Annotated in this window: 14 protein-coding genes; all 14 read right to left on the bottom strand. The window is 62.6% G+C overall.

The window, feature by feature from the left end; genetic code table 11:
* Positions 1 to 223 precede the first annotated feature (223 nt).
* On the bottom strand, positions 224 to 1,081 hold the full coding sequence (locus KSW38_RS16500; protein ID WP_216926004.1) for a S1 family peptidase: 858 nt from the start codon (positions 1,079 to 1,081) through the stop codon (positions 224 to 226).
* 282 nt (positions 1,082 to 1,363) lie between these two features.
* Positions 1,364 to 2,413, bottom strand: a complete 1,050-nt coding sequence (locus KSW38_RS16495; RefSeq protein WP_308169406.1) for a PDDEXK nuclease domain-containing protein — start codon at positions 2,411 to 2,413, stop codon at positions 1,364 to 1,366.
* Between the two features lie 4 nt (positions 2,414 to 2,417).
* Entirely contained in the window at positions 2,418 to 3,062 is a 645-nt protein-coding gene (locus KSW38_RS16490; protein ID WP_216926003.1) for a DUF1016 N-terminal domain-containing protein, read from the bottom strand.
* A 279-nt stretch (positions 3,063 to 3,341) separates the two neighbouring features.
* The gene (locus KSW38_RS16485; protein WP_216926002.1) at positions 3,342 to 3,782 is read right to left on the bottom strand and encodes a DUF4913 domain-containing protein; all 441 of its coding nucleotides are present in this window, start codon (positions 3,780 to 3,782) and stop codon (positions 3,342 to 3,344) included.
* 13 nt (positions 3,783 to 3,795) lie between these two features.
* Complete coding sequence (locus KSW38_RS16480) at positions 3,796 to 5,562, bottom strand: type IV secretory system conjugative DNA transfer family protein (RefSeq protein WP_216926001.1); 1,767 nt, start codon at positions 5,560 to 5,562, stop codon at positions 3,796 to 3,798.
* Positions 5,559 to 7,154: an ATP/GTP-binding protein gene (locus KSW38_RS16475; protein WP_216926000.1), complete on the bottom strand. Its 1,596-nt coding sequence runs from the start codon at positions 7,152 to 7,154 to the stop codon at positions 5,559 to 5,561. The genes KSW38_RS16480 and KSW38_RS16475 overlap by 4 nt, the downstream gene beginning before the upstream one ends.
* On the bottom strand, positions 7,154 to 8,662 hold the full coding sequence (locus KSW38_RS16470; RefSeq protein WP_216925999.1) for an SCO6880 family protein: 1,509 nt from the start codon (positions 8,660 to 8,662) through the stop codon (positions 7,154 to 7,156). The genes KSW38_RS16475 and KSW38_RS16470 overlap by 1 nt, the downstream gene beginning before the upstream one ends.
* A complete protein-coding gene (locus KSW38_RS16465; RefSeq protein WP_216925998.1) occupies positions 8,649 to 9,965 on the bottom strand; it encodes a type IV secretion system protein in 1,317 nt (438 codons plus the stop codon). The genes KSW38_RS16470 and KSW38_RS16465 overlap by 14 nt, the downstream gene beginning before the upstream one ends.
* A 1-nt stretch (position 9,966) precedes the next feature.
* Positions 9,967 to 10,716, bottom strand: coding sequence for a DUF8175 domain-containg protein (locus tag KSW38_RS16460; RefSeq protein WP_216925997.1), 750 nt, complete (start codon positions 10,714 to 10,716; stop codon positions 9,967 to 9,969).
* Positions 10,717 to 10,742: 26 nt separating this feature from the next.
* Positions 10,743 to 11,012: a hypothetical protein gene (locus KSW38_RS16455; RefSeq protein WP_216925996.1), complete on the bottom strand. Its 270-nt coding sequence runs from the start codon at positions 11,010 to 11,012 to the stop codon at positions 10,743 to 10,745.
* A 13-nt stretch (positions 11,013 to 11,025) separates the two neighbouring features.
* Positions 11,026 to 11,634: a DUF6668 family protein gene (locus tag KSW38_RS16450; RefSeq protein WP_216925995.1), complete on the bottom strand. Its 609-nt coding sequence runs from the start codon at positions 11,632 to 11,634 to the stop codon at positions 11,026 to 11,028.
* A 36-nt stretch (positions 11,635 to 11,670) separates the two neighbouring features.
* Positions 11,671 to 13,143, bottom strand: coding sequence for a P-loop NTPase family protein (locus KSW38_RS16445; RefSeq protein ID WP_216925994.1), 1,473 nt, complete (start codon positions 13,141 to 13,143; stop codon positions 11,671 to 11,673).
* 41 nt (positions 13,144 to 13,184) lie between these two features.
* A complete protein-coding gene (locus KSW38_RS16440; protein WP_216925993.1) occupies positions 13,185 to 13,694 on the bottom strand; it encodes a hypothetical protein in 510 nt (169 codons plus the stop codon).
* Positions 13,691 to 14,767: a CHAP domain-containing protein gene (locus KSW38_RS16435; RefSeq protein WP_216925992.1), complete on the bottom strand. Its 1,077-nt coding sequence runs from the start codon at positions 14,765 to 14,767 to the stop codon at positions 13,691 to 13,693. Before KSW38_RS16435 ends, KSW38_RS16440 begins: the two co-directional genes overlap by 4 nt.
* Positions 14,768 to 14,829 lie beyond the last annotated feature (62 nt).

Below are 14,829 nucleotides of genomic sequence, written 5' to 3'. Positions count from 1 at the left end.
CGCTTCCTCGCTGGCAGAGGACAACATCACAGAATTCGAAACGGTGGTTCGCAAAGTTCTCTAGCCAATCAATACTCTGCATCTCGCCGTTGCCGGATGAACTACACCCCAACCTGACGTCAGGTTGGGGTGCGTAACCCTGTCAATCTAGGGTGGATGAACCCGTTTATTGGCAGGCCATGGTCGGACTCTTGGATTTCAATCTGACATCGTGAATCCTCTGTTAGAGGATCTCGTCCCGGTACTCGGTCTCGGATGGCACGGGCCTTCGGCACCGTACCTTGATAATCTCCGAAATTATTCGGACCTTCCACACGATTCCGATATCAGACTCGTCTCTACCCCTGGATATACGTCCCGAATAGACTCCAAGAAGATACGACCTGCCGGGGTAGGATCTCGTGCTGCCGTCTGTGAATGTCAAAGGTGGATGGTTCGCGGTGGTGTGGACAATGACTGGGGAGCCAGATTGCCCGTCTCGAGTCCGGGCATCTACCAAAAAGCGGCGGTAACCGCCGTAGCCGACCGATGGCTCGGAAGCTATAGAGCCGGTCGTCCAAATCGCAAGGGACTTGTATGATGTCTGGCCAAATGGGAAACCCACGATTTGCACAGTGTCGGACGGCCTAAGCTCTGGCATGGGTTCGCCAGGTTTCCGGCGTTCATAGGGGAAGAACGTCGCATTTTTGTGATGGCCAGCGTCAAATTCTGTGATGGGCAACGCAGCAACGTCAACCACGATCCCATCTTCGTGTTCGAACCAGAGGGGAAGCCCTGACGCGTCGTGAAGGGGTTGGGAAATCTCCACGAAGTCTCCAAGCTGCCACATCGGACCTTGCATATTGTGCGTGATGCGGATTTCAGTAGGAGTCGCCGCATATTTGGCGATGTGGCCGCCAGCAGCTGTCCTGCCGGAGAGAATGTGGCGATTAGTGATCAAGTAGTAGGGCGAGTCCGGACTTCCCTGTCCCCTGACCAAGAAACCAGTTCCCGTGTACAGCTCAAAGTCCTCTCCATTATCTTTTTTGGCAAACAGCCGCAATAGGAGGGACTGATACGAGGGGCGTGAGAATGCAACCATTCCATTAATTCAACCCCCTCCTTGCGAATTCGCGATCCCACCCTCAAATTCGCGCGTTTGGTCCGGGGAGGGATGCGCAGACTACAGCACGACATATGGGCGCTTATCGGCGTTGGGGCGGTCGCTCCCGCCTTATCAATAGCATGACGAAGACGCAACGAATCCACCTTGCGGCACACTCATGCCTCCCGGCTCATCCAAGACGGCGTATTTTCCAATGTGGCGCGGACGCCACCGAACGGTGCATCAAAGACTTCATCTCATAACTTTGGGTATTCCGTTTCAGTCATCGCCACTGGAGTCCGACACTGTTCCCTGCTCAAGAGCTGCAGTAATTGCCTCCGGGGACGGCAGTGCCGCCCGTTCCTCCGGAGGAAGGGAGTCGTAGGTATAGGAACTAACAGCGACGGGCTGGGACGACCCGTCCAATGCGTACCTTACTGTCGGCTCATGCTTGGAACCACACACGAGGATCCCGACCGTAGGGGCCATCCCCGGGAACTTCACCAGGTCGTTGACTGCCGCTACGTAAAAATTCAGCTGTCCAAGATGCTCAGGCCTGAACTTGCCGGACTTCAGCTCCACGACCACGAAACGATTGGTCGGCACGTGTACGAGGAGAAGGTCAATGTAGAAGTCCTCACCCTGGACATCGAGGTGGAACTGCCGGCCATAGAAGGCGAACCCTCGACCGAACTCAGCCAATGTCTGGGACATCCGCTGGGTCATGGCCTCCTCCATGGCCAATTCTTCGACTTCCTTGGTCAGGCCGAGGAAGTCGAAGACCAAAGGATCCTTGGCGACACTCCGGGCCAGTGCCGCCCCATCCTCGGACAGGCGTTCTTCGAGATTATTCGGAGCAGCCCCGACTCTACGGTGCAGCCCGGTCGTGATTTGGTGCTCAAGTACTTCCAGCCGCCATTTATGCTCGACGGCCCGTTCTGCGTACCAGTCACGGATCATCGGGTCCTTCAGCTTGAGCAGCTCGATGATGTGACCCCAGGGCAGCCCGTTAACGCGGTTCCGCACTGATGGATCCGACAAGTCCCAAACTGCCGCGAATGCCCTCATGTAAAACAGGTTTGAGCGGGAGAACCCGCGCATGTGCGGAAAGGCGGATTTCAGGTCGGCTGCAAGGCGCTGCAGAATCTTGGTCCCCCAAGGCTGGGCCGCCTGGCGCTGCAGGATCGTGGAGCCGATCTCCCAGTACATTTCAACCATGGCGTTGCTCGCGGCCTCCTGTGCGCGCAGCTGCGCCGAAGTGACCAACTCCTTGAGGGAGACGAGCATTCCGGCATAGCCGCTGGGCAGTTCAGGTTCGATCGTGGGCACGCACCTACCTTAGCCGCTGCCTCCGACAGCCCCCAGCCCAGCCGGTGCTCTCAAATTGTCCAAAGTGCTTTGGACAATTGAGAGCAGCCGATCCAGCCGGCCCCGGCACCAGCGGAATCAAATTGTCCAAAGCACTTTGGACAATTGGTCCAAGGCCGGAATCCAGGCAGACTTCCGCAAGATTGCGCAGCAACCTGCTGCGCAAAGTTCGACGGGGCCTTCCTGTGCGTTCCAAGGTCGTGTTCATTATCATGTTCAGGAGCACGTTGCGGGACCATCCGTATTCCACGGCCGCCGCAGTGTAGGCCTTCTTGGCTTGCGGCCCGAGTTTCTTATCGAGCAGGAACCATGATGTGCCCTGTCGGGCCACATCGCGGCGGAAGTTGTCCCGGCTGGATGTTTCGGGCGAGAGGCCCTTCATGTCAGGGAACTCTTGGCGGAGGTCCTCGGAGAGTCGTTTGATAACTCCGCTCCCCCCGCCCTCCTGTTCCTGCTGCCGCCGAACCCCTTGACCGATCGCCCAGTAAAGCTCGATGAGCTGGGTGTTAACTGTCCGGAGCGCCGTGGTCCAAGCCTTGACTGTTGCCTTCCAATCCTCGAGAAGATCTAGAAAAGCCGAGGGCAGGCCCAATTCACGCGAGTCCATCATGCACCCCCTCGCGGGAACCAAAGGACGCTCAAGATCAATTGTCCAGAGACTGTCTGGACAATTGAGATTCGCATGGCTTCGACGGGCGCGCCCTGACTCTTGACATCGATACGTCAGTGTTCGAAGCGATCGCTGGGATGGGCGGTCAATAGTGCAACAGCCTGTTGCACTATGAGCCGTTCGTATCATTTGCCTGGTTCGGGGCACTGATAGGAGCGAGGTTCCCGCCGCTGCGCCTGGATCCGAGGAGCGTTCAATGCAGGCAGCTGCAGTCCCGGCTCATGATCGAATAGCCCTTACATCGGGGAACCAGCCCTCGGGTGCTTTGCGGGGTTCGAGGTGTTCGGGGTCGCGGTGTTTTTGCATGTCGCATTTGTAGAACGGGCCTCGGGGGTCCATGAGGACGTTCATGTGGTGGTCGGCGTGGTCCCTGAACCAGACGCTGATGCCTGTGGCGCCGTCGAGCCTTAGGTGTTCCCAGGCCCGCCAGAGCGCCTCGATGCGGGAGACGGCTTCTGGGTGGAAGTACCATTCGGTGCACCATTTCGCGGCGCGGCCATCGACGTCCCTGACATAGGTGGGCAGGAGTTGTTCGTGGAGGAACTCTTCGGCTGAGCCGTAAACGAGCTCCGGTGGCTTCTGCCCTTCGCTGACCATCCCGGGCTGTTCTTCGGGGGTGGGTTCTGTGGTGTCGCTGAAGCGTCCGATGTTGATACTCATGAGTTGGGTTCTCTTACCCGGTCACCCAGGGATTAGCCGATGCCGCGGTAACCGGTGTTGGGGGTTGTTCCGGGCGTGGGCTGTATTTCGTGATGGAGGCTTCGACGGCGTCTTTGTGGGGGCCGGTGTACCAGGGCATGGTCCGGACGAGCGTGGCTGGCGCGCCGGAGGCGAGGATGACGGCGCGGCCGCGGTCCAGTTCGGCGAGGTTGGAGACGTCGAAGATGCGTTCCTTGCCCTCTTGCCTGGAACGGCTGGACCCGGTTTTCCCGGTGGATGCGGAGACGTTGATGTAGCTGTAGTCGCCGATGAGGTCTGAGAGTGCGCGGAGGAAGCCTTCTTCTGCCACGCCGCCGCCGTAGACTTTGACGTTCGCAGCTGACCAAATTTTGCGCATGTTGGCCTCTCCCCAGAGTTCGACGCCTTGGGACCAGGACTGCAGGATCCCCATGACGATCAGGCCTTTGGAGCCGTAGTGGCTGAACTGGTCCGGCAGCCCGGCCCAGCGGACGACGTTGGCCAGCTCATCGAGAGCGAACAGCGCGGGCGTGGGAAGGCGTCCGCCGCTGCGCTCGGCACGTTCCTCCATCGCCTCGGCAATGGCCACCGTCAGCGCGGTGGTCAGTGGCGCGGCTGAGCCGGCGCCTTCCTTGGAAAGGATGTAGATCGTCTCCTGCGAGGCGGCGAAGGCATGCGGGTTGAACTGGCGGCGGGCATCCGTGGCCACCGTGGCCCCGCCGGCCGGAGCGACCCACCGCAGCGTGTTCCGGCTCTTGAGGCACTGGATCATCTTCTCGGCCGTGCCGAAGATCCCGTCGCGCTGCTTATCGGCCAGCTTCAGCGTGGATTCAAGGCCCTTGTACTGCAGCTCGTACTCATGCTCCCGAAGGATCTCAATGGGTTCCTGGCTAACCTGTTCCGTCACCCAGACGTACACCTGGGTGATGGGCAGGTCTCCGAGCGCGGCGGCGAGGAAGTACGAGGACAGGATGTCCTCGGCCTTGGGATCAAAGTACGCATCGGGCTTGGACCCTGGTACACGGGAGCCGACCGCGAAGTGCTGGGTGAGTTTGTAGGCTTTCTCTTCGTCGGTGACGTAGGAGAGCGGGTTCCACCACCAGTCCGGTTCTTCCTGGGCGATCTTCTGCGGATCGAACACCCACACCGGGGCGGTGTTCTCGCGGACACCGCGTGTGCCGTCCACGACGTCGCGCTTGTTCGAGGTCGAGACCACAGCACCTGGCGCGTCAAGAATGGCCGGCATGACCCGTGAGGTGGACTTACCCGTCCGGGGTCCCCAGATATCCAGGCTCAGGTCTTCCCAGGACTGGATGAACTTCTGCCCCGTGGCAACGACCTTCCCCACAACGATGCCCGGAGTATCCGTAACACCCAGGCGCTCGGCCGTAGCCTTGGCCCCCTTCTCGGAGAAGGCAGCCAGCGACTTACCCCGGCCAAGGTAGCGGGCGGCCTTGTCAACGCGGGCGCGCTTTGACGCACCCTTCCTCCAAGCCACGAAAACCACGATGGCCAGCGCCAGCACCACACCGGCCATCAGGCAGACTGCGACCGTCGCCTCGGTGGGCCACGGCACCTTTCCTTTGACCAGCCCGGCGACCAGATCAATGGGGTGGGCTGGTGGGGCGTCGATGCCGGCCGTCCACGACCCGAGGTGCACCGCGGCGTAGGTGCCGCCACCGAAAACGACGATGAAGCCAATGGCCAACCAGACCAGCAGGGCATCGCCCACGCCGATTCCTTTACGGTTTGGTGCGCTCACAGTGCGCCTCCATCCAGTGGCAGGACCGGTGCTGCCGGTTCCAGCAGGGTCTCCGGAGCGGAATGCCACTTGCCATCGGTGTCATTGACGCCTTCCGGGCCTGTCTCCAAGGAAGTGAGTCCGACCTGGACGGGGATCCCGGGGCGGCCGCCGACCTTGATCAGGAACTTTCCCCGGCCCGGGGGTTCGACGTCGACACCGCGTGAGTCCCAGGCGGGCGGGTCCTGCCAGCCGATGAGTTTCTGCTGCTCCTGCCGCGACAGCGGAAAAGCGGAGGTCAACAGCGGCATCTCCGAAGCCGGCAGACCGCCGCAGATGACCATGCCGGAGCGTTCGACGAAGCCACGCGCTTTCATCCGGTCCTCTTCTGCCGGCAAGGCCAGCAGGTCGGACATAGTGTGGGAAATCATGATCTGCCCGACGCCCACGGAGCGGTTCAACCGGGTCAGGGCGTCCACCCGGTCCACCATGCCTTTACCGGCACGCAGCGCCCGCCACAACTCGTCAAGGACCACGAAGTAATTCCGCCGAGGTTCAAGACCGGCATCGGCGAGGACGTTGGCGACGTTAACGGTGCCGAAACCGTAAGACCAGCACGCGAGCAGAATAGCGGCCTGCAGGTCCGTTTCGGTCTCATCAATGCTAGAAACATCGAAGACCACGGCCCGGTCACGGACCATGGGCTCGCTGGTCTGGCGGGAGAAGATTTCTCCCAGCTTCCCACCCCCGGTCAGACCCAACAGCGTGGCTTCCAAAGCTCTTGTTTCCTGCAGGTAGATGTTCATGTCACCCCGGTCCAGCGCGACTTGCCGCAGCTCCTCGGGCGCGGACACGATTACCTCCAGAAGGTCCTTCAGCACCGGGACGCCATCGAAACGGTCATCAAGGACCCGCAACGCGCGGTCCAGGATCGTCTGTTCCTGATCGGTGGGCGGGTTATTCCGGCTGATCGTGATCAGCGAAACCACCATCGTCAGACGGCGCCCATGCGCGTCGGCCCGGACCCGTGCTGCGTCCTCGTGGTGACCGCTGTCCTCCAGCAGCTGGGCGGCTTCGACAGCCTGGCCCGGGTCAAGGATGTTCAAATACCCGACACCGCGGCCGAGACGGATGACCTGCCCGCCGAGTGCCCTGACGGCTTTGACGTGCTCGCCCTTGAGATCACCGAGGATCAGGGGGTGAACACCTTGTGCGGAGAGTCCGATGAACATCCGCCGCACGACCGTGGACTTCCCCAGTCCGGGCTTGCCCAGGATGAACGCCGAGGGGTTCGAAATCAGGCGGGCCCGCTGGAACCAGCTGATCGGATCGCAGCAGACCGTGGCCTGTGTTTCCTCATGCCGTCCGACCGGGACACCGATCATGGGCGAGGACGCACCGGAAGAGAACGGCCACAGCCCGCAGACCTGAACCGTCGTTCCCCGGTATTCCTTCACGGACGGGACGAGCCGGGCCATGCCACCGCCGCGACCGGGCCAGCCCCGGGCACCCGGCCCGGCCTCGCGAGGCTGCTTCTCAGCCTTCCTCGGGACGGACCTCGCCGGGCTGGTGGCGTGCTTGGAGAGACGGGCGAAGAGTGTGATCCGGGCCATTAGAGAGCGTCCTTAATCTCGGACGGGACCATGCTGTGCTTCGGCAGCACCAGACCCAGGGGCAGGGACGCCGCGAACGCGGTGTCCTGTGATCCGTACGCACGGCGCAGCAACACCCGGGCGGTGCCGGAAGTCTGCTCCACCGCAGCTACAGCGTCCGGGAGGCGTTCGACGTCGGTCACGGTGGCCGTGACCACCATGCCGAAGTTCACCAACCCGGCACCCTGGGCTTCTTCCTGCGCAGTCTGCGCCGCTGACCGGGCATCAACCAGGGCGCGGGCGGACGGGCGCGTGCCGGAGGTGATACGGACATTGGCGTTGTTCTGATCCCGCTCGACCACGGCAGCAGCACGGGCCGAATCCATCGGCCGGTACAACAGGGAAACCCGCTTGCGGTCAATGTCACCGTGCGGGGCCAGCAACCGGGACAAGACCGAGGAGTTCACCGAGCCACGCGGGGCGCCGGTCATGGTCCAGGAGACCGAGAACGCGCTGTCGTGCCGGTAGTCGTCCCAGCTGGCCTGCGTCGCGGTGGGGCCCACCTCGGCCCAGTTCAGGCACACCGGGGAACCGGCCGCGTGGGCCTCATCAATGATCAGCGCCGCCGGCGGATCGTAGGCGATCCGCACGACCTCGCACAGCTCCTGGGCGGACATGGGCCGGGCGATACCGGCCCCAGTGGACTGCAACCGTGCGGACAGGCCGGGGATACGGGAGGCCAGGTCGCGGGCAACATCTTCCGGGGACCGCTTCTTGGCCCCGGCCCGGATCGCGGAGTTGAACGTCAGGGACACCCAGGCCCGGACCGTGGCCGATCCTTCCGGGTAGGTCCCCACGACCTCGTTCAGCATCTTCCTCGCGAACGCGGGCGCGTCGGGATCGATATTCATCAGCACTTCATTCCGGAGCCGGTACCCCGAATCCGGGGCGGTCTCGACCGTAACGGCTGCGGCGTCCAGCCCGGCCTCATCGGCCAGCCCGGCGAGCCAACCGCCCCAATTCGCGACCCACGCATCGACCTGCTCCGGGTCCACCAACGATGCCCCGTCAGGTTCGGTGGAGAAGATCACCGTGAAGTGACTGGTGGTGGGAACGTGCAGCAGGGCGAACGGGCGCCTGTAGGAATCCGTGAACTCGTACAAGGCCGACTTCGCAGCCAACCCCGGGAGCTGGAACATTCCCCATTCGGTCACTCCGAGCGGGCCAGACCGGTAAAGGTTGGTCCCGGAGGACCTGGAGAGGTTGAAGGCCATCCGGGTACCGAAGCGGTCAACGATGGACTGGCCATGCTTGTCCTTGACTGTCAGCAACAGTGCGCTGACCCCGGCAAAGGCAAGGACGCCCAGGCCAACGAACAGGCCCCAAATAGCGAAACTCACAATGCCCAGCAACAGCCCAATAAAGACAATCGCGGTGCCGATCGCGCCGAGGTTAGCAAGCCCTGCCGAGCGCGGCACGCGCCAGTTGCCGTACGACGGTTCTTTATATTCGGTGCTAATTGCTGCCACTAGGGCCCTCCCCCGTTGAATCCTGCGCGGTCTTTTCGATTGCCTGCGACGTCCCGGACGCCAGCTTTGCCCCTGTAGCTACAGCCACACCGGCAGGGCCAGCTGCCGCAGCTCCCCCACCGGCTGCCGCGGCACCGCCGCCGGCACCAGTTGCCGCTCCTGCGGTTCCAGCGGTTGTTCCTGCACCTGCCGTGCCTGCCTTGGCTGCTGCTGCAGTGCCGGCGGCTCCGTCAGGGCCGGTGGTGCTTGGAGTGGGTTGGCCGCCTCCGCCACGGGGACCGGCTGGTCCCTCACTGCCCCTCGGAGAACCGCCAGGTTGCGTGCTTTGCGTGCTCGTTGAGGATGCAGGCGTCGGTGAGGCGTTGCCCCTGCCGCTGCCACCACGGCCAAGGGACACTGCACCTGTGGCAATGGCCCCGACAGCTGCGCCTGCCCCGGCACCCCCGCCGGAGGCAACCGCCCCGACCATCGGTGTCACAAACCGCATCAGCGCAGGCAGCGCAAACAGGGCCACAACCATCAACGTGAAACCTGTGATCGAACCGATCAAAGCGTTCTGACCTCCGCTGTTGCCCATGAGCAGGAACGCAACGGAGTACACGATGGCAGCGGCTGGTTTGTAGAGGATGAAAGCAATGGTCCAGCCCACAGCTTTCTGGAACCACTGCCTACCCATCTCCGTATTCGTGAACGCGGCCGTGGTAGGCAGGATGCCCGCCAGGATCACCAACATGCCACTTCGGACGACCATGAGCACGACTTGGACGAGGGAGGCAATCAGGCCGATCAAGCCCAGGACGATCAGGATGAAGACTCCGACGCCGGTCTGGTTTGTCATCACCAGGATCTTCAGGGATTCGGCGAATCCTTGCCCGTTGGTGGAACGCTCGATGATTTCGGCAGAAAAGGCATCGGCCGCGATCACCAGAATCGAGATGACGCCCAAGCCCAGCCCGGTGACCAAGGTCAGGGTGATGAGGGAACGTAGCAGGTCCTTAAGGGGAGCCCCGCGCTGCTCCCAAATCAAGCGAATGCCACCAAGAATGACGGCGAGGACTGCGAGGGCCAAGGTCCACGGCATCAATTCACTATTTACCGCAGAAACAATAGGACTAGCTGTTGAGCCGTCCGCGCTTGCGAGGTTCACAGCGGGCATCGACACCCAGAAGGTGGACAGAGTCGTCACCATCTGACTCATGCCCTCCATGATGGCCTTCGCTAGATTCCCGATGGCGTCGTCAGTCAGATCGGAGACGGCATTTCCGATGCCGCATCTGACGTCTCCAAAACTGCATTCAGCCATGTCAGACCCCGGACCAGAGGATAAACCCGCTCAAATCACGGATTTGGGTGGGGCCGCTGTAGGTCTTACCGTCGTCGACCGGCATCACTTTCCAGTCTCCGTCTTTCCAACGCATTGACAGAGTCAGGTGAGCCAAAGCCCCCGAATCGGTTTCAAATGCGAGGTCAACGTTTGATTCTGAAGACGTGTAGGACTTGATCAAGAAGCCGCGCACCTGGATTGAAGCTGCGTTAGGAGAAACAGGCGTTGCGGCGGCCTCACGCATGGCGTTGTCCCGCCCTGTCCCAGGTACCAGCAACTTTTCGGCTAACTTCGCAACAATCTCCGGAGAACCCGTAGACCCGAGGGCAGCAACGTTCATCGCAGCATAAAGAACCCCCGTAGGGGACTGCGCAAAGCAGGAGCGGAACCCACTGTCATCGGTTACACCTGGCCCGAAGGTTTTCGGATCGGTGGGCGTCGCCATGCGCCCTACCAGCTCCCACTTGGACTTGGGGGCGGTACCCAGCGCCGTGTCCTTACTGGCAGGAAGCCCGCAGACACTCTTGCCAGAACCCGCGGACGCACTGGGGCTAGCCCCGACCGAGCGGGTTGATTCTGCCGGTGCTGGTTGGGCGTTTTCCTGTCCTTTAGGGGCCAGGAAGATAACGACGGCTGCTGCGATCAGCGCGACCACCAGCCCGGCAGCAATGATGAAACCGGGTTTGGTGAACGGATTGCTTTCGGTGCTGCTCTCTGTTGACTGGCTCAAGATGAACCTCCCGTTATTGGTGCTGATTAGACGAAGGCGCGGACGATACCGCCAGCGCCGGCGATGATGATGCAGCCCAACATGACCCAACCGAGCTTGGCCAGGGACTGGCCGCCTTCGCCGCGATTGAGCTGAATGACCATGCCGATACCGACGATGATCACACCGAGAACACCCAGGACGAGGCCGATACCGGAAGCCCAATTCAGGCCTGTTAGCAGTCCGCCGGCCTGGTCTGGCACCACTGGGGTGGGGTCGGGAATGACACTGGTGGTGATCGCAGAGATCAGGTTCATGGTGGGAGACCTTTCAGTGGTTGGTGCTTGGGTTGGTTTCGGTAGCCAGGGAGGCTATGTCTGTGATGAAGCGTTCGTATTCGCGGGCCGTTGGTGGTGTGGTGGAGGCCCCGTGCCGCCATGCCTCGACCCAGGGAAGGGTCCAGAGACGGGGAGCTCCCCCGCCGACGATGGCCGTGAAGTCTCGGAGAGCTTTGGGTGTCTTTCCCGGTGCGTCCGCGAGGACGGCGAGGCCGATCAGCTCCACAGAAGGTGCGGCTCCTGATACCCATTGCGTCAAGGCGCTTTGAACGGTGGTGAGCCCGCGCATGTCTGCCCGGCAGACCAACAGGACACGCGGTGTGCTACCTCCCTGCAGGACAGGCCAGCAGTGCCCGGTAGGGCGTGCATCCTTGAGCATCTCAGCGGTGCGGCTCTCGCCGGCTCCACCGTGGCTGCCGACAACCCACAATGCCGCGGTGCCGGACATGGCGCGGGTGGCCAGACGGTCAGCGGTGTCGGGTTCGACCATGCCCTTCAGTGGTGCCCTGATCACGGCAGCCGGCGGAACGTAGACATCCAGTGATTGCTCTTCGATGCTTTCGGCGGGGCTGGTGACCCAGGGGTTTAGAGACAGTTGCATGGTTCCTCCTTTCTTCGGTCGGCCGGGTGGGGGTGGTTAGAAGCCCTTGGCGACGGCCGCGGCAGCGGCCAGCCACGCCCGCTGGGTGGCGGGCTGAAGGGCTTCGTAGCGGATGGGGCCGTTCACCAGGGCGGGGTCGTAGGGAATCCGGACGACAGTGCGGACGAACGGTTCAAAACCGTCTGCGATCCGCTGGGCCTCTGCCTTTGCCCGCTTGAGTGCGTCCCCGGTCATGCTGCGCTTGGCGTCGGTTGATTCCGAGACGATCACGACGGCGTTGCCTGCCAGCGCCCCGTCGTGGCCACCACGGGATTCGAGGGTTTGCAGGGTCAGCCGGGCGGCTTCGGCGCGGTCCTCGATCGCGGTGACGGGCACGACGAGCTGGTTGGTGTGATCGATCATCCTGCGCCAGTTCGCGGCCCGTGCGGTGTTACCGGAGTCCATGACCACCAGCCGGTAGTAGCGGGTCAGGACCTGATGGGCGATGTCGACTTCCTCGGCGGTGACTTCGTGGTCGCCTTCTTCGTTCCCATCCGAGCGCAGCACGTCGAACTTGTCGGCGGTCTGGTGGTGGACGAACTTGGCGATCTCGGCCGCGTTCGTTGAAGGTGACAGCAGTTCCGTAGAGGAATCAATCAGGTCCAGGACGCTGCGGTTATGGGCGCCCTTTTCCGTGCGCCATCCCAGGGTGCCTTGGGATTCGTTGTTGTCCCAGGCAACGGTCGCCGCCCCGCTGTACCGGGCAAGGATGGCTGCGAGCATCACGACCGTGGGGGTCTTGTTGGCCCCTCCCTTTCGGTTGACCACGGCAATGGTCCGGGGGCCGGGCCAGTGCTGGCTCACCGTGCGGATGTCCTCGCGTTCTGCCAGTTCCTCAGGGGAAGGATCCATCCGGAATCCAAGGCGGGTAAGACCTCCCCGCCAACCCTTCGTAGCCGGTTCCAGGACCGGAGCACCGACCAGGAAGGAGGTTTCCTTCAAGCTGCGACGAGTAAGCGGTGCCTCGGAGACGGCCGCGGCTGTCTCCGGTTCTTCGGTGGTCGACGGCGATTCGGTTTCTACAGGAGAGGGCGGCCATGGCTGGCGTTCCACTGCCGCTGCCGTCGCTTCGACGGCGGCGGGCCGCGCGTGAACGGGCATCGGCGCGGGCGCAGCCACGGGAACGGTTTCAATGACGACCGGGGCTACGGTCTGAGGCGTGGTTTCAGGGGCCTGCGCCCGACGTCGTGCTGGACGTGGTTCGTAACTGACCGATTCGATCTTGTTGTCCGGGTGGACGATCAGCTCGCCGTGACCTTCGGGATCCTCGATCTGAACGCGGACGGGGCGCTGCAGTGTCTGCGCTTCTGCGACTATGAGGGCGAGGGCTTTGTTCCGGAGGTCCTGAAGAGAGTCCCCGTCCGGGACGACTCGGGAGTTGCCGGCAACGACGACCTCAGCGGTTCCGTTATCGCGGACGATGGCTCTGATGCTTGGAAAGACCAGGACCTCGGTTGGTGTAGTACCCATGAACTTCTTCCTTACGTGTGAGAGGTGGGGAGGTGCGGCGCTCAGGACGTCGGTGGAGTGAATCGGCTGACCTTCCACGGTGCGTCCTTGTCCGAGCGGAGCAGCTGCAGCGTGTAGGTCCCGGCGTTGGTGGGGACAGCAGCTGTGACCCCGTAGCCGTTGGAATCATCGACGGTCAGTTGGGCCAGGCCAGTGACGCGGCTGGCTAGGATGTTGGCCGGGTCCACCCCTGAGTAATCGGCGGTGGCCTGCGGGGTGAGCCAGCGGCCCAAATCGTTGGCCCACTGCTGCTCCCCCACCGTGGAACGGGCGAAGTCGGCCATTGCCTTCTGCGCGACTTCCACGGCCTGATCCTTGCTGGCTTGATCCCAGGAGATGCCAATAGTGGGCGGGACGGTCCCACCCGGTGCCTGTGGGCCGCTGTCGACGCTCAGGGAGACCGGAGCAGAGGGAGTGGCCGTTGTCTCCATGGCGGCTGACGTGGTATTCGATGCCTGTGCGCATCCGGCGCACAGCAGGGCCACTGCGATGATAACCAGGGACTTTTTCACTTCTTCTCCTCTTGGTTGGGCAGGTACAGGAACGCGGACGGGGCACTGCTGCTGACGGTGCGGGTGTAGTAGTTGTGGTCATCAGGGGGCGGGTTTCCGTTGTAGCCCTCTTCGACGTAGGTCCCGTCGTCCTTGACTTCCTTGACGACCGCCACGTGGCCGAAGGTCGGGTCCGATCCCCCGATGCCCGGCGCGTACCAAACGACCGCTCCGATCCGGGGGGTTTTGCCGGTGGGCCAGCCCTTGGCGTCCCAGCCGGCCTTCCACGTCACCGCAGAACCAAGGCCCTGCCCATCCGGACGGAAGCTCCCGTTCAGGAACTTGAACGGAGCGCTGGTTGAGCCCATTTGCTGGTTGACCCGCCACAGGGCGAAGTCGACGCATTCGCGGTAAAACATGCCCAATGGTGAAGCGGCGGCCGCTGAACCCGCTCCGACTTGCTGCCAGGTCGGAGAGTCCTTCCACGGGTAGTCATCCCCGGCGCCGGACTTGCCCGGGATCGCGCAGTCGCTGCCTTCTAGGGAGAACTTCCCGTCCGAGAGCGCCTGGACGATCTTCACGGCCTCGGCCCAGTACTTCTGGTAGTGGTAGGGGTCGGCGTTGCGCTGTACCTTGTTCCCGGCAATGGTCGGTTCCAACTGTTCCCAGTCCGGTACGGCCTGCAGCGCCTTGATGAAGTACGTTGCACTGATGGTGGGGTCCATACGGTCCGCGTAGGAGCCCCACGCGCCGTTGTCGCGCTGCTGGAACAAACCCCGGGAATCAGGACCCGGGCCATCGCCATAGTCCAGCACGCGCAGCCCCGACTCCCCCAGGGCCACCATGATGGTGATGGTCTGGCCTTTTGCGGAGAGGTTCAGTGCCTTACCGGCGCCCATGACAGCGGCTGCGTTCTTCAGCTGCTCCTCGGCGTAGCCGTTCACTCTCGTGTTGCCGTCCACGACAACCGAGACTGGACCACAGTCGGCCTCAGCCGACTCCGCGGGACCCAACAGCAAGATCATTCCAAGAAGTGCCCCGAGCAACGTCGCAGGGAGCACGGCGATGATTAGAAGGCGTCGTGATCGACTCATGAAGTCGACATCGCTTTCAAGGGCCGAATCAGTATCGGAAAGGTAGTCACTCTATTGTTTAG

The sequence above is a fragment of the Paenarthrobacter aromaticivorans genome, from assembly GCF_019038615.1.
GTDB classification, from domain to species: domain Bacteria; phylum Actinomycetota; class Actinomycetes; order Actinomycetales; family Micrococcaceae; genus Arthrobacter; species Arthrobacter aromaticivorans.
The sequence above is the reverse complement of the archived record's forward strand: the minus strand, read 5'-3'. Positions and strand labels throughout refer to the sequence as shown.